17 protein-coding genes are annotated in these 21314 nt (G+C 69.1%); 8 read left to right on the forward strand and 9 right to left on the reverse strand.

The features are described from left to right. Window positions 1–184 precede the first annotated feature (184 nt). From Q344_RS0101820 to Q344_RS0101830, 3 genes are all read left to right on the forward strand, one after another. Window positions 185–457: a DUF2160 domain-containing protein gene (locus Q344_RS0101820; RefSeq protein ID WP_028285143.1), complete on the forward strand. Its 273-nt coding sequence runs from the start codon at window positions 185–187 to the stop codon at window positions 455–457. Window positions 458–546: 89 nt separating this feature from the next. Then, window positions 547–2268, forward strand: a complete 1722-nt coding sequence (locus tag Q344_RS0101825; protein WP_028285144.1) for an ABC transporter substrate-binding protein — start codon at window positions 547–549, stop codon at window positions 2266–2268. A 134-nt stretch (window positions 2269–2402) separates the two neighbouring features. Next, window positions 2403–2858, forward strand: coding sequence for a methylated-DNA--[protein]-cysteine S-methyltransferase (locus tag Q344_RS0101830; protein WP_028285145.1), 456 nt, complete (start codon window positions 2403–2405; stop codon window positions 2856–2858). On the opposite strand, the gene Q344_RS0101835 is transcribed toward Q344_RS0101830, so the two are convergent. From Q344_RS0101835 to Q344_RS0101850, 4 genes are read right to left on the reverse strand one after another with little or no spacing between them, the layout of a single operon-like run. Beyond that, window positions 2855–3796 (reverse strand): glycosyltransferase family 2 protein, encoded by a 942-nt coding sequence (locus Q344_RS0101835; RefSeq protein WP_028285146.1) that lies wholly within the window; start codon window positions 3794–3796, stop codon window positions 2855–2857. The two genes, Q344_RS0101830 and Q344_RS0101835, sit on opposite strands and share 4 nt — an antisense overlap. Continuing rightward, window positions 3793–5553: a glycosyltransferase family 2 protein gene (locus Q344_RS0101840; protein ID WP_028285147.1), complete on the reverse strand. Its 1761-nt coding sequence runs from the start codon at window positions 5551–5553 to the stop codon at window positions 3793–3795. Before Q344_RS0101840 ends, Q344_RS0101835 begins: the two co-directional genes overlap by 4 nt. 55 nt (window positions 5554–5608) lie before the next feature. After that, the gene (locus tag Q344_RS0101845) at window positions 5609–6229 is read right to left on the reverse strand and encodes a hypothetical protein (protein WP_028285148.1); all 621 of its coding nucleotides are present in this window, start codon (window positions 6227–6229) and stop codon (window positions 5609–5611) included. Next, window positions 6226–7833, reverse strand: coding sequence for a peptide chain release factor 3 (locus Q344_RS0101850; RefSeq protein ID WP_028285149.1), 1608 nt, complete (start codon window positions 7831–7833; stop codon window positions 6226–6228). Before Q344_RS0101850 ends, Q344_RS0101845 begins: the two co-directional genes overlap by 4 nt. 123 nt (window positions 7834–7956) lie before the next feature. On the opposite strand from Q344_RS0101850, the gene Q344_RS0101855 reads away from it, so the two are divergent. Then, on the forward strand, window positions 7957–8217 hold the full coding sequence (locus Q344_RS0101855; RefSeq protein ID WP_028285150.1) for a DUF7218 family protein: 261 nt from the start codon (window positions 7957–7959) through the stop codon (window positions 8215–8217). A 37-nt stretch (window positions 8218–8254) separates the two neighbouring features. Here the strand turns inward: Q344_RS0101855 and Q344_RS0101860 are convergent, their stop codons facing one another. From Q344_RS0101860 to Q344_RS0101875, 4 genes are all read right to left on the reverse strand, one after another. After that, window positions 8255–9598 carry an HlyD family type I secretion periplasmic adaptor subunit gene (locus Q344_RS0101860; RefSeq protein WP_028285151.1) on the reverse strand — a complete coding sequence of 448 codons (1344 nt, stop codon included), beginning with the start codon at window positions 9596–9598 and terminating at the stop codon, window positions 8255–8257. Further along, window positions 9591–11417: a type I secretion system permease/ATPase gene (locus Q344_RS22895; protein WP_229669118.1), complete on the reverse strand. Its 1827-nt coding sequence runs from the start codon at window positions 11415–11417 to the stop codon at window positions 9591–9593. The genes Q344_RS0101860 and Q344_RS22895 overlap by 8 nt, the downstream gene beginning before the upstream one ends. 451 nt (window positions 11418–11868) lie before the next feature. Next, window positions 11869–13962 carry a hypothetical protein gene (locus tag Q344_RS0101870; RefSeq protein WP_028285152.1) on the reverse strand — a complete coding sequence of 698 codons (2094 nt, stop codon included), beginning with the start codon at window positions 13960–13962 and terminating at the stop codon, window positions 11869–11871. Between the two features lie 115 nt (window positions 13963–14077). Next, a complete protein-coding gene (locus Q344_RS0101875) occupies window positions 14078–16285 on the reverse strand; it encodes a hypothetical protein (RefSeq protein ID WP_028285153.1) in 2208 nt (735 codons plus the stop codon). Between the two features lie 770 nt (window positions 16286–17055). Here Q344_RS0101875 and Q344_RS0101880 point away from each other — a divergent pair. Further along, complete coding sequence (locus Q344_RS0101880) at window positions 17056–17685, forward strand: helix-turn-helix transcriptional regulator (RefSeq protein ID WP_028285154.1); 630 nt, start codon at window positions 17056–17058, stop codon at window positions 17683–17685. Continuing rightward, entirely contained in the window at window positions 17672–18172 is a 501-nt protein-coding gene (locus tag Q344_RS0101885; protein WP_028285155.1) for a hypothetical protein, read from the forward strand. The genes Q344_RS0101880 and Q344_RS0101885 overlap by 14 nt, the downstream gene beginning before the upstream one ends. A 24-nt stretch (window positions 18173–18196) precedes the next feature. Here the strand turns inward: Q344_RS0101885 and Q344_RS0101890 are convergent, their stop codons facing one another. Then, window positions 18197–19210, reverse strand: a complete 1014-nt coding sequence (locus Q344_RS0101890) for a Hint domain-containing protein (protein WP_028285156.1) — start codon at window positions 19208–19210, stop codon at window positions 18197–18199. Window positions 19211–19363: 153 nt separating this feature from the next. Between Q344_RS0101890 and Q344_RS0101895 the strand changes: the two genes are divergently transcribed. Further along, window positions 19364–20143: an SDR family oxidoreductase gene (locus Q344_RS0101895; protein ID WP_028285157.1), complete on the forward strand. Its 780-nt coding sequence runs from the start codon at window positions 19364–19366 to the stop codon at window positions 20141–20143. Further along, complete coding sequence (locus tag Q344_RS0101900) at window positions 20143–21261, forward strand: hypothetical protein (protein WP_028285158.1); 1119 nt, start codon at window positions 20143–20145, stop codon at window positions 21259–21261. The genes Q344_RS0101895 and Q344_RS0101900 overlap by 1 nt, the downstream gene beginning before the upstream one ends. The last annotated feature ends 53 nt before the right edge of the window (window positions 21262–21314 follow it).

Genomic DNA, 21314 nt, shown 5'->3' on the forward strand with positions numbered 1-21314 from the left:
CCTCCCTCGGGCGGGCGCTCCAACCCTCTTTGGTCCGCGAGGCATCGTCACGCGCCTGCCGGGATGTCGGTGCTGAACGATACCAATGCGCCCTCCCGGGGGGGAGGGAGGGCGCGGCCCGGCCTGCGGCGGGGCCAGTCGGCACGAACGAAGCGCCAATACCAAACCGGGGAGGCCCACTGACATGGCATGGATGGCATGGACCTGGCCGACGGCGATCTTCTTCGCCTGCATCGCGGCCCTTCTCATCCTCTTCACGATCCTCGCGATCCGCTCGCCCGAGACGCCCCGCACCGGCGTGCTCCGGATCGAGACGACGCGCGGCGACCGGCTGTTCATCAGCCTTCTGGGCTCCGCCTACATCAACCTCGCGTGGCTGGGCCTGATCGGCGTCTACCAGCCCGCCGCGCTCATCCTTTGCCTCGTCTATGCCGCGGCGGTGTTCCGCTGGGTCTAGATGCAGGTGCCCCCGCGCGCCCCGGAAGGAGGAGACCGGGACGCGAGACAAGCCATCCTCGAAACGAAGGTTCAGCCAGGGAGGACACAATGAACCTGAACTTGAGAAACACGACAGCGATATTCCTGCTGCTCGCCGGACCCGCCTTCGCGGAGATGGAGGACGCGACGGCATTCCTGGACAGCGAGATCGGCGATCTGTCGAGCCTCACCCGCGAGGAGCAGGAGGCCGAGATGCAATGGTTCATCGACGCGGCCAAGCCCTTCGCCGGGATGGACATCAAGGTGGTCTCGGAAACCATCACCACCCATGAATACGAAAGCAAGGTGCTCGCCCCCGCGTTCAGCGCGATCACCGGCATCAACGTCACCCACGACCTGATCGGCGAGGGCGACGTGGTCGAGAAGCTGCAGACGCAGATGCAGTCGGGCGAGAACATCTATGACGCCTACATCAACGACAGCGACCTGATCGGCACCCACTGGCGCTACCAGCAGGCGCGCAACCTGACCGACTGGATGGCGGGCGAGGGGGCCGACGTGACCTCTCCGACGCTCGATCTGGAGGATTTCATCGGCCTGCAGTTCACCACCGGTCCGGACGGCAAGCTCTACCAGCTGCCCGACCAGCAATTCGCGAACCTCTACTGGTTCCGCTACGACTGGTTCACCGACGAAAAGACCATGGCCGATTTCAAGGAGGCCTATGGCTACGACCTGGGCGTGCCGGTCAACTGGTCGGCCTACGAGGACATCGCCGAGTTCTTCACCGGGCGCGACATGTCCTACATGGGCGGACCCGCCTCGGACGTCTACGGCAACATGGACTACGGCAAGAAGGACCCGAGCCTCGGCTGGCGCTTCACCGACGCCTGGATGTCGATGGCCGGGATGGGCGACAAGGGCGAACCGAACGGCCTGCCGGTCGACGAATGGGGCATCCGGGTGAACGAGAACTCCCAGCCGACCGGGTCCTGCGTGGCCCGCGGCGGGGCGACGAACTCTCCGGCGGCGGTCTATGCGATCGAGAAATACACCAAGTGGCTGAACGAGTACACGCCACCGGCCGCGGCGGGCATGACCTTCTCCGAGGCCGGCCCGGTGCCCGCGCAGGGCAACATCGCGCAGCAGATGTTCTGGTACACCGCCTTCACCGCCGACATGGTGGCCGACAGCGCGACCGCGGTGCTGAACGAGGACGGCACGCCGAAATGGCGGATGGCGCCCTCGCCGCACGGGGCCTACTGGGAAGAGGGCATGAAGGTCGGCTACCAGGACGCGGGCTCCTGGACGCTGATGGAAAGCACCCCGGTGGACCGGGCCAAGGCCGCATGGCTCTACGCCCAGTTCGTGACCTCGAAGACGGTGGACGTGAAGAAATCCCATACCGGGCTGACCTTCATCCGCGAGAGCACGATCCAGCACGACAGCTTCAGCGAACGCGCGCCGAAGCTGGGCGGGCTGGTCGAGTTCTACCGCTCTCCGGCCCGTGTCCAGTGGTCGCCCACGGGCACCAACATCCCTGATTACCCGAAGCTGGCGCAGCTCTGGTGGCAGAACATCGGCGACGCCTCCTCGGGCGCGAAATCGGCGCAGGAGGCGCTGGATTCGCTCTGCGAGCAGCAGGAACGGGTGCTGGAGCGGCTTGAGCGCGCCGGCGTGCAGGGCGATCTGGGGCCGAAGCTGAACGAGCCGAAGGACCCGCAGGAATGGCTGGACGCCGAGGGCGCGCCGAAGCCCAAGCTCGACAACGAGGACCCGGAGCCGGAGACCGTCTCCTATGACGAGCTGATCAAGTCCTGGCAGAACTGAGCCGGGGCGCCGCGGCCCTCCGGGGCCCCGGCTCCTTGAAACTTCCGCCGGCCGGGCCCCCCCCGGCCGGCGGATCGCGTGCGGGGGGCGCTCTCGCGCTTGCCGCCGGGGCCCTGCGGGCGCAGGATGCGGGGATGAACGTCATGGTCGTCGAAACCCCCGTCGGACCGCTCAGCCTTCATGAGGAGGACGGGGCCATCACCCGCGTCTCGTGGCGCGGGGCGGCGCCCGCCGGACGCTCCGAGGTGCTGGAAGAGGCCGCCCGGCAGCTCGCGGCGTATTTCGCGGGGACCCGGCGCACCTTCGATCTGCCGCTCGCGGTGCAGGGGAGCGCGCTGCAGCGCGCGGTCTGTGCCGAGATGGCGGCGATCCCCTTCGGCGAGACGGTCACCTACGGCGACATCGCGCGGAGGCTCGGCCGGCCCGCGCAGGCGATCGGCCAGGCCTGCGGCGGCAATCCGATCCCGGTCATCATTCCCTGCCACCGGGTGCTCGGCGCCTCCGGTCTCGGCGGGTTCTCGGGCGAGGGCGGGGTCGAGACCAAGGTGGCGCTGCTGCGCCACGAGGGCGCGGCGGGCCTGCTGATCTAGTCCGGGAACTGCCGCGCGCGCGCGGCGTCGAGGTCGAGGCGCGCCCGGCGGAGCAGCCCTTCGGTCGCGAGCGCCTCGAGCAGGGCCGGTCGGGCGGTGCAGACCTCCTCGAAGAAGGCGCGCAGGCCGGGTTCGCCCGCCTCGGCCTCGATCGCGGCCAGCATCTCGTGCAGGGTCAGCCCGCCCTCATCGGCGGGGCGCGAGGGCTTCAGCTCGGCCCGGTAGGAGCCGCGCGCGAGACGGAAGCGGTAATGCGCGAGCCAGGTGTCGGCGTCGGGCGCATGCATGTGGCAGAGCGCGATCCCGGGCAGTTCCGCATGGCCCGGGTTGCGCGCGCCGTCCCGCAGCAGGTTGTGGATCCGGAACTCCGCCCCGGAGAGCGTCGTGCGCACGAAGAGCTTGCCCGCCACGTGGCTCAGGAACCCGCCGTCGAGCCCGCGGGCATAGGTCGGGAACAGCCGTTCGGTCTGGGCGCGGCGGGTCGGTCGGTCGATGGTCATCGCCTTCAGCGCCCAGTCGGGCGGCGCGATGTCCCCGGCCGGGGCCAGCGCCTCCACGGGCCGCATCCGGGCGGTGAGGGTGGTCTCGGGCAGGGCGCCCAGGATGGCGCCCACCTCGCCCTCGGGCAGCAGGAATTCGTCCACGTCGATATGGCCCAGCCATTCGACCTCCGGCTTGCGCGCCAGCACGCGGCTCGCGTTCACGGATTGGCGGACCTGATGCTTCTCGGGCCGCCGTCCGTGCTTTTCCCAGTATCCCGCGCCGGTCGGTGTGACCCGCACCCTGGGATGGGCCTTGAGCCGCGCGTGAAGCGCCGGGTCGGGCGCATCGAGATGGATGTAGAGCCGGTGCGCGCCCAGCTCGATATGCCAGGCGGCGAAGTTCAGCACCGCGCGCGCGGGCGCCTTCACCGTGGTGACGAGGCCCCAGCGGGTCACGGTGCCTCGGGCGGCAGGTCGCCGAATTCCGCCAGCACCGCGGCGTCGAGGTCCATCTCGCGGGTGATCAGCATGCCGCGCGCCTTGAGCGCCGCGACCAGCGCGGGCCGCGCGGTGCAGACCTCCTCGTAGAAATGCCTCAGGCCGGCTTCTCCCTCCGTCTCCTCGAGATAGGCAAGCACATCGGCGAGGCGGAAATCCTCGGCCTCCTTCTTCCGGTAGGAGCCGCGGTCGAGCCGGAAGCGCATCTTGTCGCGGAAGACCTCCCAGCTTGCCGCGTGGGCGTGACCCAGGCGGACCCCGTCGAGCGGCAGGCTGTTGGCGACCGCGGCGCCGTGGGACAGGGGATGGTGGATCGCCAGGCGGATATCGGGAAGCCCGGTCCGCACGAGGTATTTGCCCTCCAGGTGGCTGATGTAGCCGCCCCTGAGATGCGCGCCGTAGGTCGGGTAGATCTCGGTCAGCACCGCGCTGTCGCGCCCCGCCATCCGCGCCGTGGTCTTGAACCGGGCCGGGGCGGTCGGATCGGTCGCGGCAAGGCGCTCGACGGAGGGCAGGGTGAGCACGGCGGTGCCCGGGTCCACGGCCGCGAGGCTGGTGGCCAGAGGCGCATCGGGCAGGATGAATTCGTCCACGTCGATCTGCGCGAGCCAGTGGAGGTCGGAGCCTGCGTAGACATGGCCCGCGTTGGCGACCTGCCGGATCTGGTGCGCCTTGGGCCGCCGGCCGAGGCGCTGCCAATGGGCGGCATCGCAGAGGATGACCTCGACCGCGGGGTGACGGGCGAGCCATTCGCCCTTGGCGCCGTCCGCATCGTCGAGGCAGAGCGTCACCCGCGCGGCACCGAGCTGCAGGTGCCAGGCGGCGAACCGGGCGAGGTCGGGCAGGGGGGCAAGGGCGGTGGTGACGGTGCCCCATCGAAGCGCCGCCGGGTCGGTTTCGACCCGCGCGGTATCGACGGGCACCGGGCGCGGCGTCTCGGGTGCTGCGGCCGCGGCGGCCTTGCCCGCCCGCTTGGCCTCGCGCGCCTCGCGCATCAGGCGCAGGCGGCGGAAGACGTTCCGGTCATCGGCATTCAGCGCCTCGAGCAGGTGATGCGCGAGCGGGGCGATCACCGGGTCCTCGGCGGCGTCGAGCCAGATGCGGCCCAGCATGTTCACGTCGAGCCCGCCCCCGACGATGGCATAGGCGTCCATCCCGAGCGCCAGCGGTGCATCGGCCCGCCGCGCGGAATGCGGCACGTCGGGCGCGTCGCCCGAGAACAGCCGCTCGGTCTCGTGCAGCTTCATCGTGTTGAAGAGCACGTTCATCGCCGTCCCGGTGACCCGCTGCGCCAGCGTCACGCCGTGATCGCCGAAGGTGGTCACGGACGAGACGAGCCAGCGCGCGTCGAGGTTGTCGATCAGGAATCCGGCGTGATCGGCCCAGAGCTCGACGAAAAGCGCGACGGTGCCGGGCGGCTGGTCCCGGCGGCGGAGGTTCGCGATGAGCATGGCATTCAGCATGCAGATCGCCGGGCGCCCCTCGAATTCTCGGTGCAGTTCCCGTGACTTGGCGGCAAAACCTGATGTGGAGCGCCGGATCGCCGCCGGGGGCTTTCCGACGGTGGCGCGCCGCAGCGGGGTGAGGTCGGTGCCCGGCGCAGGCAGGGCTTCGCCGGGGGCAAAGGTCATCTGGTCGCGCCGGCCCTCCATCTGGGCGAGCACGGCGTCGAAGCCGCCCGGATAGGTCAGCCGCTTTGGCCCTTGGTCCTGCATGGCGGGAAGATGCGGGCTGGCCGTCCGCCGCGCAAGCGGCTCTCGGGCCCGTGGCTCAGGAGGCGGGTCCGGTGGCGCTTTGATGCAACTCGGGGCGGAACCCGTGGCGCAGCGCGGCGATGGTGGGTTCGGGGGTCAGGACCGTCACCATCCCCTCCGGCCGGGTGAGCGGAGCGCCGTAACCCTCCGGGCTGTAAGGATGAATGCCGCGCGCGGTGACGAGGTGGGGCCGATCCTGCCAGAGGAGGAAGGCACCCTCGGGCAGGCTGTCCGCCGCCGCCGCGTGCCGGACCTGGCTGCGGTCGCGGCGAACGCGCGCTTTGTGCAGGCAGGCGTCCATGTCCGGGGCGAAGGCGCGCACTCCGGTCGCCTTTGTCCAAGCCTCGCGCCAGGCGGTGAAGGCCGGACGGCGGCAGTAGGCGCAGGGGCGATGACCGGCCGCGAGCGCGACCGCCTCGTCGAGGAAGAAGAGCTCGGTCCAGCGTCCGGGCGTCATCGGAACGCGGTGGAAATCCTTGAACTGCAAGGCGCAGGTGATCCAGGCCTTGTGCCGCCACCGGGCGGTGCCGAGCCGGCGCTGGTCGTCGTGCAGAACCCCGCGGTTGCCGGTGAAGGTGCCCCGGGCCGGGATGGCCCGGATCTCTCCGGTCGGCAGCACGCGGTTCTGGAGCGTCACACCATCATTTCCTTCGTCGCTGTCAGCGTGATTTCGGGATGGTCGCGTTCCACCCGGTCGATGTCCCATTGCAGCCGGGTCAGGTAGACCGGGTCGCCGTCGTTGTCGTAGGCGATGTGCTGCTTGTTGATATTGGCAAACTTCTCAATGGCTTGCTTGTCGCCCTTGATCCACCGGGCCGAGGTGAACTGCGAGGGCTCGAAGCGCACCGGAAGCCCGTATTCCAGCTCGATCCGGCTGCCCAGCACTTCGAATTGCAGCGCGCCCACGACACCGACGATGAAGCCCGAGCCGATCATCGGCTTGAAGACCTTGGCCGCGCCTTCCTCGGCGAATTGCATCAGCGCCTTCTCCAGGTGCTTGGCCTTCAGCGGATCGCCCGCCCGCACCCCCTGCAGCAGTTCCGGCGCGAAGGACGGGATGCCCGTCACCTTCAGCACCTCGCCTTCCGTCAGCGTGTCTCCGATCCGGAGCTGCCCGTGGTTCGGGATGCCGATGATGTCGCCGGCCCAGCCCTCGTCGGCCAGTTCCCGGTCCGAGGCGAGGAAGAGCACCGGGGCGGAGACCGTCATCGGCTTCTTGGTCCGGACGTGGGTCAGCTTCATCCCGCGGGTGAAATGGCCCGAGGCGAGGCGGACGAAGGCCACCCGGTCGCGGTGCTTGGGGTCCATGTTGGCCTGCACCTTGAACACGAAGCCCGAGACCTTGGTCTCTTCCGGCGCGATCTGGCGGGGCTCCGCGGACTGGATCTGCGGCTCGGGGCCGTAGGTGCCGATCCCGTCCATCAGCTCCTTCACGCCGAAGGAGTTGATCGCGGAGCCGAACCAGATCGGCGTCATGTGTCCTTCCAGCACCGCCTGGGGGTCGAGGGTGGGCAGAAGCTCTCGCGCCATCTCGACCTCTTCGCGGAGCTTCTCGAGCAGCTGCGCGGGGACGTGCCTTTCGAGCAGCGGGTCGTCCATCCCGTTGATCTCGATCGAATCCGCGACCTTGTTGCGGTCCTTGCGGTCGATCAGTTCCAGCCGGTCGCGCAGCAGGTCGTAGCAGCCGATGAAGTCGGACCCCGTCCCGATCGGCCAGGAGGCGGGCGTGACGTCGATCGCGAGGTTTTCCTGGATCTCGTCGATGATGTCGAAGGTGTCGCGGCTTTCCCGGTCCATCTTGTTGCAGAAGGTCAGGATCGGCAGGTCGCGCAGGCGGCAGACCTCGAACAGCTTGCGGGTCTGGCTCTCGACCCCCTTCGCGCCGTCGATGACCATCACCGCCGCATCCACCGCCGTGAGCGTGCGATAGGTGTCCTCGGAGAAGTCCGAGTGGCCGGGCGTGTCGACGAGGTTGAAGCGGAACGTCTTGTAATCGAAGGACATCGCCGAGGCGGAGACGGAGATGCCCCGGTCCTTCTCCATCTGCATGAAGTCCGACCGCGTGCGCCGCGCCTCGCCCTTGGCGCGGACCTGGCCCGCCATCTGGATCGCGCCGCCGAAGAGCAGGAACTTCTCGGTCAGCGTCGTCTTGCCCGCATCCGGATGCGAGATGATCGCGAAGGTGCGGCGACGCGCGATTTCGGGCGGCAGGGCGGGGCGGTTCTGGGCGGTGTCGAGCATGTGGCGCATATAACAGGCCGCCGGAAAACGGCAAGCGGCGGCGTGGCGCCCGGCCGGGTCCGTCATGGGAACCCCGGCGGGGGCGGGATGGTTTTCCCAAGGAGTGAGCCGAGGAGAACGATCATGGCCAAGAACCACGCCAACAGCATCAAGGACGACAAGCTCTACGAGGATCTGCGGGACGAGGGCTATTCCAAGGAGAAGGCCGCCCGCATCGCCAACGCCAAGGCGAACCCGGACCAGCATCCCTCGAAGAAGGGGGGCAAGCAGCCGCCCTACGAGGATTGGACCAAGGAAGAGCTCTACGACCGGGCGCAGGAGATCGGGATCGAAGGGCGTTCGGACATGACGAAGGACGAGCTGATCGACGCGCTCCGGGACTGAGGAGGACCGGCGGGGCGCGCGGCGCCCGCCGGGATGGCTATTGCTCGCGGAAGGCGCGTGAGAAGCTGTCGGTGATCGGTTTCGTCAGGTAGTCGAAGAACGTCCGCTCCTGCGTCTGGATCATCACCTCGACCGGCATCCCCGGCGTGGCGATCATGCCGGGCACGCGCTCCATCTCCTCGGGAGAGATGGTGACGCGGGCCAGGTAGACCTCCTGCGGGATGCCGGCGATCTCCTCCCGGAGAGCATCGGCCGAGACGTAATCCACCACCCCGTTCAGCACCGGCGTCGTGCGGCGGTTGAGCGCCGAAAGCCGCACGATCGCGTCCTGGCCGAGGGTGACGCTGTCGATCTCGGTCCGGGCGATCTGCGTCTCGATGATGAGGGGCGCATCGGCGGGCAGGATCTCGGCGATCGCCTTGCCCGGTTCGATCACGCCGTTCTCCGTATGGTAGTGCAGCCGCACCACGGTCCCCGACACCGGCGCGCGCACCACGGAGCGGTTCAGCACGTTGCGCGCCTTCCGGGACTTTTCCCGCACGCTCTCCAGCTCGGCCGCGATCGGGCCCAGCTCGTCCAGCGCGGCCTCGCGGTGGACCGAGCGGACGCGGTCGATTTCGGATTCGTACTTCAGGATCATCTGGCGCACCTCCTCGACCTCGGATTCCATCCGGGCGAGCTGGCCGTTCGCCTCGGCCTGGGTGCGGCGCAGGGCATTGACCTCGGACTTGCGGACCAGCCCGCCGGCGAGCAGTTCGGATTTCGCGTCGATGTCCTCCTGCAGGATCGCGCTGCGCAATTCCAGCGAGTCGAGCTGGGCGGAGTAGCCGCGGTCGCGGATCTTCAACGCCTCGATGTTGCGCTCGAGCAGCGCGATGTCGTTGAGCATCGACTTGCGGGTGATCTCGAAGGTGAGCTGCTGGCTGTCGAGCAGGGCCGCGATCTCGCCGTCGCTGCGGGCGGCCTCCAGCACGCTCTCCGAGAACAGCAGCCGGTCGACATCGCCGTATTCCGCCAGCAGCCGGTCCGACGTCGCCTGAAGCCGCATCTCGCGCAGGAAGAGCTCGCGCTCGTTGGCCTCGGCCGAGGTCTGGTCGAGCGTCAGCAGCTCGTCCCCGGCCATGACCTTCTGGCCCTCCTGCACGAAGATGCTCTCGATGATGCCGCCCTCGAGGTGCTGGACGATCTTGTTGTGCCCGGTCGCCACGAAGCTGCCCGGCGCGATCACCGCGGCGGCGAGCGGCGCGGTGAAGGACCACCATGCGAAGCCGCCGAAGGCCACGACCATCAGCAGGAGCCCGATCACGGCATGGCGCCGGATCGAGCGCGGCACCTCTCCATACCAGTCCCCGGCGGGATCCTGCAGGGCTAGATCATTCATTGCCAAGTCTCCCCGTCCCGCCGGATCCGCCGACGGGCGGAGCCTTGGGACCGTTCAGTTTCGCCATCACCTGTTCCCGCGCGCCGAAGAGCGCGATGCCGCCGTCGGCCAGCAGCATGATCTTGTCCACGACCGACAGCAGCGCGGGCTTCTGGGTGATCACCACCACCGTGATCCCGTGCGCGCGGGCGTGCTGGACGGCGCGCGCCAGCGCCTTGTCGCCGGCCACGTCGAGGTTCGAGTTCGGCTCGTCCAGCACCACCAGCCGCGGGTTGCCGTAGAAGGCCCGCGCCAGCGCGATCCGCTGCTTCTGCCCGCCCGAAAGCGGCGCGCCATCGGCGGCCACCCGGGTCTCGTAGCCATGCGGCAGCGAGGCGATCATGTTGTGCACGTCGGCCAGCGTCGCGGCGTGGTGGATCGCCTCGTCGGTGGCGTCGGCCCGCATCCGGGCGATGTTGTCCTTGATCGTACCGGGAAAGAGCTGCACGTCCTGCGGCAGGTAGCCGATGCTTTCGCCGAACTGCCGCGGGTCCCAGTTGCGGATGTCCATCAGGTCCAGCCGGACATTGCCCGAGGTGGGCAGGATCGAGCCCACGAGCATCTTGCCCAGCGTCGTCTTCCCGGCGCCGGAATTGCCGATCACCGCCAGCGTCTCGCCGGGGTTGAGCGAGAAGGAGATGCCGTTCAGCACGACCTGCTTCGTGCCGCCGGGCACGTAGAGCAGCCGCTCGACATCCAGCCGGCCCTCGGGGTTGGGCAGGCGGAGCTTCTCGAACTTGTTCTCGGTGGAGCGCATCAGCGTGCCGATCCGCGCGGCCGCGCCCCGGGTCATGATGACGGTGTTCCAGCCCTCGATCGCGCCCTCGATGGGTGAGAAGGCCCGGCCCGCGATGATCGAGGCGGCGATCACCATGCCTCCGGTCAGGTAGCCGTCGAGCGAGAGGTAGGCCCCCCAGCCGAGGATCGCGACCTGGGTCAGCAGGCGCACGGTGCGCGAGACGGCGGCGAAGCTGACGTTGCGGTCCTGTGCCCGGACCTGCGCGGTCAGCGAGGCGGCGGTGTCGCGGCCCCAGATGCGCACGGCCTCGGGGATCATCGCCATCGCGTTGATGACCTGGCTGTTGCGCGCCATGGACTCGAGGTGCTGGTTCGCCTTGGCCTGCGCCATGTTCGCCTCGCCGAAGAGCGCGGCGGTGGCGCGCTGGTTGATCAGCGCGATGACGGCCAGCAGGGCGGCGGTGACCACCACGATCATCCCGAGGTCGGGGTGGATCAGGAAGATCGCGAGGATGAAGAGCGGCGCGAAGGGCACGTCGAGGAGCGCGAGCAGGGTGGGCGAGACGAGGAAGCCCCGCACCGTCTGAAGATCGCCCAGCGTCTGGTATTCGCGCCCGGTTCCGTGCAGCGAGGCATGGGCCGCGGCCTGCAGCACCGGTGCGCCGAGGCGCGAGGCGACCTCGACCGCGGTGCGCATGAGGATGTAGCGGCGGATGGCGTCGAAGATCGACTGGAAGACCACCGCGCCCACGATGATCGCGGTCAGCATGACGAGCGTGTCGGTCGAGCGGCTGGTCAGCACCCGGTCGCTGATCTGGAACAGGTAGATCGGAATGGCGAGGACGAGGACGTTGGTCGCCAGGGTGAGCGCGAAGACGACGAGCAGGTTGCGCGACACCGCGTTGCGGGCCTTGCGCAGCATCCGGTCGTGACGCTCGGGGTCGCGGCGGCGGTGGAAGGGATCGCGGGGATCCCCCGGCCCGCCCGAGCCGGGTGCGCGCTTCATCGGCTGGTTCGCCTTCGCCTCGACCGTCTCGCCCATCCCTGGCACCGGGCGGGCGGGCGCGTCGGGGCCGCGCGCCTCGGGCGTGGCACGCGCGGTGTCGGAGGGGGGCGCCTCGGCGGTGTCCGCGTGAGCCGTCGGGGCGGTCTCTGCCGGCGCTTCGCGCGCTTCGGGTCGGGGGGCTTCCCCTGGGGTGGGCGCTGCCTCGGGGGCTTCCGTCGAGGCGGCGGGCGCCTCTGCAGAGGCGGTCTGCCCGGGCTCAGCGGTGGCGGCAGGTTCGGAACCCGAAGGGGCTCCGGCGGCCGGGGTCTCCGTCGCAGAGGAACCGGCCCGATCGGCGTCTTCCGGTGCAAGGACCGGGTGCTTCAACACCAGGACCGGCCGTGCGGCCCCGGCCCGATCCCGGGCATCGTCTGACGGAGGCTGCGGGTCATCGAGTGACCGCGCGAGGAACTTGCTTGCAGGTGCATTCATGGGGAATTTCCAGTTGTCAGAGGACCGAGCCAGCCATCAGGTCATAGGCGTCCGCGGCGACGTGCTCGGTGGATGGCCCGAACTTGTCGGCCATCTTCTCGGCGATGCCGGCCTTGGTGTCCTCCATCAGGAAGGCGACCGCCTCGCTGGCGAGGCCGGTCTGCGGGGTCTGGGGCAGCTCGGGCTCGTCGATCAGCCCGGCCTGGTGGATCAGGAGCTCGGAATACCCGGTCTCGGACATCACCTGGGAATCGACGCCCCGGGCGGCGATGGTCGCGGCGTTCATCAGCGCGTTCGATCCGGCGACGACCTCCATCCCGGCGGGGGCGCCGGCGATGCCGATGTCGTCGTTGTCCGAGGCCATGATGACCTGCTTGACCGTGTTCGACTGGATCAGGTTGCCCTCGATCTTCAGCACCCGGGCCTGTTCCAGCCCGGCGAGCGCCGGGTCGCTCATCAGGCGGTCCTGCATCTCGCGCAGGCCGATGTCCGGATCGCTCAGAAGTTCGGCCAGCGACGCCGACAGCTCGGCCTGGGTGTCCACGCCGGCCGTGGTCAGCCGGGCCTGGTTCATCAGCAGGTTGTCGGCCGCGCTGTCATGGGCCTCGTCGCCCGCCACGGCCGTCGCGGGCGGGGCCGCGGCCGGGCCGGGCTTGCCGTCGATCAGCACGTCCTTGTCGGCTTGCACCGCGCCGGCCTTGGCGGCGCCGGTGTCCGTCACCATGCCGCCCGAGGCCGCGACCGTCTCCGCGGCCGGACCGATGTCGATCTGATCATCGTCGCGCAGCACGAGGGTCTGCTGGATGGAATCGATCTGAAGGAAGTCGCCGGTGATCAGGATCAGGTCATAGGCGAAGCCGCCGGTGACCAGCGCGCTTGCGTTCACCAGCGTGTTGTCGCCCAGGATGAAGGCGGAATTCGCGGCCCCGACCGCCAGCCCGAACATGTCGTTGTCCATCAGCTGGATGATCTGTTCGACGTAACTCGAGATGTAGAGGTCGCCCTTCACGACATCCATCGTGATCCACTTGGGACCCGCGCCCTCGGGATCGCGGCCCGACTGCCAGGTGGCGGCGCTCGCCGCGGTGTCGACCTGCACGCTCTGGAAGACGGCGCCCGGTGCCGGGCTCGCGCCTGTCCCGGTGTCGTGGTTCCGGTAGGCGGCGACCTGGCTGATGATGTCGTGGCTCATCCACGTGCCGCCGACGGCGATGATCGGGGCGTCGACCAGCGAGATCGAGAGGTGCGCCTCGTTGACGAGGAGGTTGCCGCCGGTGACGAGGCTGTGCCCGTCGGGCATGTCGTCGGGGCTGTGCCCCCGGGGCAGGTCGCGCGCGGCGACCGCTGCCGCCGCGCCGCCGTCCTCGCTGTCGGCGCGGTGGTGGGCGGGCAGGAGGTCATCCCAGGCGGGCAGGGTGGCCGCTTCGTGGCCGTTCAGCAGCCGCAGCGGCATGAGATCGCCGCGCATGAGGACGGTCTCGAACCCCGCGGCCTCGGCGGGGGCGAAGGCGGCCAGTGCGGCGGCCAGCGCGCTCACCGCTTCCGTATCGGGCACCTCGCCCGGGGCGAAGCCGCCAGGGGCGTGCACGGACAGCGAGAGGGCGCCCAGCTCCTGCATCTCGCGCGCGTGCTGGGCGGGGTCGCGGAATGTGCCCTCGCCCAGCCGGTCGTTGTCGGAGAGCCGGACCGACTGGATGACCACGGTGATCATCGAGCCCGGGGCCAGCGGCACCGGGTCGGGGCGGAGGATCTCACTCTCGCCGATCGTCCAGCGGAGCCCGTCGGCCAGGGGCACCTGCGGGACGGCATGGGTGAATTCCAGCGTCCACGGCGCCACCGGATCCTGCGGGACCGAGACGGAATGCAGCGGCGTGAAAAGCTCGCCCCGGAACTCGACCGAGTCCGGGACGGGCATTGGCTTGATTTCGGCTTCGCGCAGCGTGAATTTCTGCTCCACCTCTGCGTCGACGGTGTGGAGCGGACCCAGCTCCACATCGTCCCGCAGCGCCTTGAAGGTGTCGTAAGCCTCGCGTTGACGGAGCTCTTCGATCTTCTGGCCGAAGAGGCCGATGAAATGCGCGATGGCGTCGGATGTCCGGTCTGCGACCATGTTCGGACCCAATCGTTCAGCTACTGGTGCCACGAAATGCGGCGGAAAGGATTTCTTTTCAAAAGCTGCGCCGGGCCCGAAGGCCCGGGCGCTGTTTTTCCGTGAGCAGGCGTCGTCAGCCTTCCGAGTCGTCGCCGGCGTAGGACGAGGTCATCGACCCGCCGACCATCGTCATGTCGACCGTGTTGCCGAGCACGTTGGCGCCCATGACGATCGACTGGTTGAAGGCCGAGGTGTCCACGACCGCGGCGGCCGAGGCGTAGGATTCGCCGGTCACGTAGCCGTCGTCTCCGTTGCTCGAGCCCCAGGTCCCGGCGCTGCCACCGGCGCCACCGGCCCCCGAGTAGGCCCCGTCGGCATCGCCGCCAGCCACGGCGCCGCCGGCGGAATCGCCGCCGTAGGCCGTCGCTGCCGCACCGCCGGTGGTGCCGCCCATGGCGTCGGCGTAGCCGCCTGCGCCGCCCATGCCGCTGTCGTTGTCGGCGCTCGCGTCGCCCGACCCGGCCGAGTTGGCCTCGCCGTCCGCGTCCGCCGCGCCGCCGTAGCCGGCGATCGCTTCCGCCATGCTGTCGGCCGTGCCGTCGGTGTCGGATTGCGAGAAGACGCTGGCGTAGCCGCCATCGCCCGAGGCGCTTGCGACATCGGCTTCACCGGTGCCCGAACCGGCCGAGTCGGCCGCCGAGTCGATGGTGCCGCCTGCGCCGCCGGTGCCGTCGGCCGCCGAGTTCGTCTCGGACGAACCGTCCGCCATGCCGTCCGCGGCGTTCGAGCCGCCGGCCCCGCCGGTCGCCGCCGTGTCCTGCGCGCTGTCGGCCGTGGTCTCGACGTCGCCGCCGTTCTGGGCCACCGAGGGGTCGCCCGTCGACTGGTTGCCGTTGCCGTCGGCCATCTGGTCGCCCCCGGCCGTGCCGCCGGTGCCGTCGCCCGCATCGGTGTCGCCACCGGACGAGCTGCCGCCGCCGCCGGTCTCGGCCGTGCTGTCGCCGCTCGAGAGCTCTTCGTAGAGCGCCGCGATGGCCGCCTCGACCAGGCCGCCGAAGCCGCCGTCCGCACTGTCGCCGCCTTCGCCGTCGGCGTCGTTGTCGGCGGCGTTGCCCACGTTGGCATCGGCGTCGTTGTCACCGCTCGACACGTCGTCGGAATCGGTGGTGCTGTCGCCCATGGCGCCGTTCAGGCCCAGCCCGATCGCACCCGCATCGCCACCGCCGGCGCCGTCGGCGTCGGCATCCGCATCGGCCTGGGTGTCGGTGTCGTTGCTGCTGTCGGTCTCGTTGTCGCCGCCATCGGCTTCGCCGGCGGAGTCGGCACCGGAGAGCCCTGCGCCAAGCCCGAGGCCGATCGCCCCGGAATCGCCGCCGTCGCCCGCGTCGCCCTCGTTATCGGCCATGCTTTCGGCCGTCGCGTCGCTGTTGGCATCCGAGGTGCTGTCGCCCCCTTCGCCGCCGTCGCTGTCGTTGTCGGTCGACGCGCCGGAGAGGCCGACGCCAAGGGCCAGCCCTTCGGCATCGCCGCTGTCGCCGCCGGTGCCGCCATCGGCATCGGCCGCCGCGTCGCCGGTTTCGCCGCCCGCGGCCATGCCCATGCCGCCGATGCTGTTCGCACCCTCGCCTGCGCCGCCTTCGGACCGGCCGCCGTCACCGGAGGCGCCGCCGTCGGACGCCGCACCGATGCCTTCGGCGGCATTGGCGTTGCCGCCGTAGGCGCTGCCGTTCTGGTGGAAGTCGGCATTGTTGGAGACGGTCGCATGGTGCAGCACGTCGTTGTCTTCCAGTTCCGAGGACTGGAAGTTGATCGACGCCATGTCGTTGCCGGCGCCGCCGAGCGAGCCCGACATGTCGATGTCGTCGCCCGGGTTGCTCTCGAGATCACCATTGGCGGTCAGGACGTCCCCGTCGAATTCCGCGTCGTCGCTCAGGTCGATGTCGACCCAATCGTCGTCGCGCGGGATCCATTCGCCGCCGCCGAAGTCGATGTTGACCTCGTTCGCGTTCGAGTTGTCATTGTTGCCGTTGGTGTTGTCGACCGACTGGGCCTGATCCTGGTCCTGGCCTTGTCCCTGGTCCTGACCCTGGCCCTGGTCCTGTCCTTGACCCTGGTCCTGTCCCTGTCCCTGATCCTGGCCTTGTCCCTGGTCCTGACCCTGGCCGTTCGTGTTGGTGTCGGTGGTGTCGACGTTGGTGTCCTGCGACTGTTCCTGAGCGTTCAGGTCCGCGTTCACCTCGGCTTCGTCGACCTCGATGGTCGTCTCGAAGTCCGCGTCGATCGTGTCGATGTTGACTTCCTCGAAGTCGGCGACGTTCACTGTCTGACGGTCTCTACTCATTTTCATATTCCTTGGAAAAAATGGGCCACCGGACCGCAGGTCATCTCTCACGCGGCATGTCGGTCGGCCTGTTTGGTGCGAATCACGGAAGTTGGATGCGACGGACCGCTTCCGCGCCGGTCCGATTCTCTTTGTGGCTGCCCTCCTTTCCCTGCGGACCGCGCCGAAATTGGCCGATCCTGCAGGCGGTGCACCGGCCCGGATCGGACCATCGGCGCAGCTGCCTGGCACTGGAAAAGATCGTGGCGGAAGGTCCGTTCGGTGCCTATTCACCGGACGATTAGGATCTGATTTCCGAAAACATAACGATCTGGAAATTAATCAATTGTTATGAATTCAGCTGGTCCGGGCCGGGCCCTGTCCGGGGCAGAAACCTCAACCAATTGCCAGCATCACCGGCCAACGGAAGGCCTGCGAAACCGCGCCGGGGCCGAGTCTAGACTGAAAGTTCTAGAACCTTGACGTCGGGTGCCATCCAAGGGCGTAATCCTATCACGACGAGCCCGGGCACCCTACGGGATTGCGGCTCAAAGCGGTATTTCAGGCCGTCCCGACCGCCAATCCGTGCCCTGGTGACATCTTTTTCAGCGCCTCATGCGCCTTTGGTTTTTTTGCGCGGATTTCGCGTGCGACATATTGATTTGATCCTGGGGGCCACAATGGATTTCAAACGTGTCCCGTTGCCGGCGGACGTGGCGGATGAAACGCGCCGCGTCGGACTAGCGGTGATCGGCGGAACCCTTTTCTGCACGTCCCAGACATGCAGTCACATGGAGATGGAGTTTCGGACGCGCTGCGTCCAGGCGGTCTCCCTCGACAGGCTGGAGAGCCTTTATCCCGACTATCCCGACCTGCGGCTGCTGATCGTGGACGAGGACCTGGCCGACGACCTGCTCGAACGGGCAGACGCCTACCGGGCGCTGAACCGGACGGCGATGATCGCGCTCGGCTACCGGGACGTGGAGATCGCGCGGCACCATTACGGACGGACGCGGGAGGCCGGCGGCGCGCCGATCGGCTATCTCTCGATGAACGCGCCCATGGAGGTGCTGCTGTCCTCGATGCGGATGCTGTTTCACGGCGAATACTTCCTGCCGCAGGGTCTGCTGGGCATTGCTCCGCCCGGCACGCCGGCTCCGGACACCGCCGCGCCGCCCGCGCCTGCGGCCACCGGCGCCGAGACCTGCGAGAAGCTCTCGCGTCTCACGGGGCGGGAGAAGGAGATCCTCGAGCTGGTCTCGAGCGGCAACAGCAACAAGCAGATCGCGCGGCAGCTGGGCATCACCGAACACACCGTGAAGCTGCACATGCACAACATGTTCGGGAAGTTCGGCGTCTCGAACCGCACCGCCGCGGCGAACATGTATTTCGCGGCCCAGTCCCAAAATGCTCTCCGCTGATCCCAGGCGTCAGTTCGAACGCCTGCTGCTGCGCACCGGCGAGATGAACTACATCTGGACCAACACCGAGAGCCTGCTGATCCACCTGATCGCGGGGCTCGCCGGGGTCGACAAGGAAACCGCGGTGGTGATCTTCCTGACCCTCAACACCACCCGGGCGCGCATCGACCTGGTGGAGCGTCTGGCCAAGATGGACCGCCGCGACGCCGAGGAACGCGACGAGGTGCTGTCGCGGTCGCGCGCGCTGTCGCGGCTGTCGGGCATCCGCAACCACTTCAACCACTGCATCTATTCGTTCGATCCCGAAAGCGGGAATGCTCACACGATCCTGATGCGCATCTCGGACCGCAAGACCGGGCTGAAGATGGGGCGGACGGATCCGGTGGACGATGCGGAACTCGCCCGGATCGAAGGCGCCATCGCGGAGCTTGTGGCGCTGAACCGCGATCTCTGGGGGCTGATCCGCGCGCGGAGCTACCCGGCGTGAGGGCCGGAGCGGGGCAGGGGGCGCCTAGCCCTCCGAGGCCGCGCGCAGCACGCGGGCGACGTCGGGACGGTTCAGGACGTTTTCCTGCACCTCGAAATCCAGATGCGCGGCCTTGGCATGGCTCGGCAGCACCGCCGCGAGCTTCGCGTCGATCTCGGGCGGCAGCGCGGCCCGGGTTCGGGTGTCGACGAGCAGCGTCTCGGCCGCGATCCCCTCGGCATAGATGATCTGGTGCCGGTCGAAGAGCAGCTGGTAATATTCCACGAACCCGCCATCCAGCCGGGTGATCGTCTCGCCGTTCAGGAGGTGCCGGACCTTCACGAGAAGCTCGGACCGGCCCACGCCGAGCGCGTCCTCGCGCTGGTAGACGAAGAGCCGGTGGTCGGGGCTCACGACAAGGTCGTGGTCGTTGTTCAGCGTGCCCGCGCGGATCAGGACCGGCGCGAAATCCCCGGTCGCCCGCACGGTCGAATGGCCGATCCAGCGCACCTGCTGCACGCCGTCGTCGCGGGTCAGGACCCGGTCGCCGACCTCGAGCTCCTCGATCGGCTTCTGCAGGCCCGATCCCATCGTGATATGCGTGCCGCGGGTGAAGGAGACGCAGGCGACCTCGGCAAAGCGGCGGGCCGCGCCGCGGGTGTCGATGCCGACCAGGCGGTAATCGGTCCGTGGGCGCAGCGGCACCAGCGGCAGCGCGAAGACGCGGGCGGCATGGCCGCGGGCGTCGACCTCGACCAGCACCAGCACCTCGGCCGTCTCGCCTGTGTCGGACATGAAGGTGAGGCAGCTGTCGAGGTGCAGCGCATTGCCGGGGCTGCCCGCCTCGGTCGCGGGACCCAGCCGGATCGCGCCGCTCTCGTCGCTCTCGATCTCGACCCGGATGCGTTCGGCATCCTCGGCGATGTGGTAGATGTCGTCGGGGATCAGCTCGGCCGCGAAGCTCAGTTCGTCGCCCATGTTGACGCCGTGCTCGACGGTGAAGTCGGCGGCCCGGTGGACCGGGATGGAGGCGGCGGGTTTGGCGATGGCACTGATCATTCTGTCTGCTCGGATTCTGTCTGTCTCGTCCCGCGCGGGAGCGCTATGCTCCGCGGTGTAACGGCCGAATGCGGCGGGAAACGGGCGAGTTTTCGGAACTTTGCCGTCGCTGCCGTGGCCGGGAAAAGAGAGAAGAACCGAAAGGAACGGTATATGGATCTGGGGATCAAAGGCAAGACGGCGCTGGTCTGCGCGTCGTCCAAGGGGCTGGGCCGCGGCTGCGCGATGGCGCTGGCCGCCGAGGGCGTGAACCTCGTCATCAACGCCCGCGGCGCCGAGGCGCTCGAGGCGACCGCCGAGGAGATCCGCGCGGCGCACGGCGTCGAGGTGACGGCAGTGGCCGCCGACATCACCTCCGAGGAGGGGCGCGCGAAGGTGCTCGAGGCCTGCGGTCAGATCGACATCCTGGTGAACAACGCCGGCGGTCCGCCCCCGGGCTTCTGGCCAGACTGGGAGCGCGAGGATTTCATCGCGGCGCTCGATGCCAACATGCTGACCCCGATCGCGCTGATCAAGGCGCTGGTGCCCGGCATGATCGACCGTGGCTGGGGCCGGGTGGTCAACATCACCTCCGCCTCCGTCCGTTCGCCGATCGCGCAGCTTGGCCTGTCGAACTCGGCCCGCGCCGGGCTGACGGGCTATGTCGCCGGCACCTCGCGTCAGGTCTGCGGCAAGGGTGTCATCATGAACAACCTGCTGCCGGGCAGCCACGACACCGACCGGATCAAGGCGCTGACCGAAAGCACCCGCCAGCGCGAGGGGATCACCATGGACGAGGCCGTCGCCAAGCGGAACGCGGCCAACCCCACGGGCCGGATCGGCACCGCCGAGGAATTCGGCGCGACCTGCGCCTTCATGTGCTCGCAATACGTGGGCTTCATGGTCGGCCAGAACATCCTGCTGGACGGCGGGGCCTTCAACGCGACCCTCTGATGGCCGCGGGCTTCTCGCTGAAGGACCAGCTCTTCAACCCGGCCAAGGTCGCGCGCCTTGGCCGGGAGATACACGCCGCCTGGCCGGCTTTCGACGCCGCGCTCTTCGAGCGGCGGGTCTGCGCCCGCCTGCCGGAGCTCGAGCTCAAGGCCCGCATCGCCTGGATCGCCGCGGTGCTGGACGAGATGCTCCCGCCGCGGTTCGACCACGCGGCCGAGGTGATCGAGGCGGCATTGCCCGACCCGCTCGATCCCGCGCTGACCGACAACGATTTCGGCGAGTTCATCTACGCGCCCTATGGCGAGGTAGCGGTCCTGCGCGGGCTCGAGGAGCATCGCGACCGCCTGCTCGAGCTGCTTGAGGCGATCACGCAGCGCTTCTCGATGGAATACGCGATCCGCCCGGTGCTGAACCGCTGGCCCGACGCCGGTTTCGCCCGGATGCAGGCCTGGGCCGGGCACGGGAACTATCATGTCCGGCGGCTGGCGAGCGAGGGCGCGCGCCCGCGATTGCCATGGGGGATCGGGCTGCGGGGCGACCCCCTCCGCGGCCTGTTGATCCTCGACGCGCTGCACGGCGATCCGACGCGCTACGTGACGCGCTCGGTGGCGAACCATCTCAACGACGTCGCCCGGATCGACCCGGAGGCGGCCCTGGCGCGCGTCGCGGCCTGGCGCAGGGCCGAGCGCCAGAGCCCGGCCGAGCTGGCCTGGATGACCTCCCACGCCCTGCGCGGGCTGGTGAAGGCCGGCCATCCCGGCGCGCTCGGCGTGCTGGGCTTCGATCCGGGCGCCGAGGTCGCCTGCCGGATCGACATGCTGACGCCCGAGGCCGCGATCGGCGGCACGCTGGCCTTCGACGTGACGCTCGAGGCCGGGACGGAGCTGCCGGTGCTCGTCGACTGGCTGATGGAGTTTCCCGCGGGTGGCGGCCGCCGCGGTCCGAAGGTCTTCAAGCTGAAGAAGACCGTGGTCGCCCCCGGGCAGCCGGTCGCGGCACAGGTGCGCTACCGGCTGAAGGGGGATGCGACGACATTCCGGCTGCGCCCCGGTCCCCACGCCGTGGCGGTGCAGGTGAACGGCCGGGTGCTGGCGCGCGCGCCCTTCGCGCTCGGCTGAGACGCCCGGTTGCGCTCCGCCCTCCGCTTGCGTAATCCCGGTCCGACCCCGGA

It is taken from the genome of Pseudooceanicola nanhaiensis DSM 18065, from assembly GCF_000688295.1.
GTDB lineage: Bacteria > Pseudomonadota > Alphaproteobacteria > Rhodobacterales > Rhodobacteraceae > Pseudooceanicola > Pseudooceanicola nanhaiensis.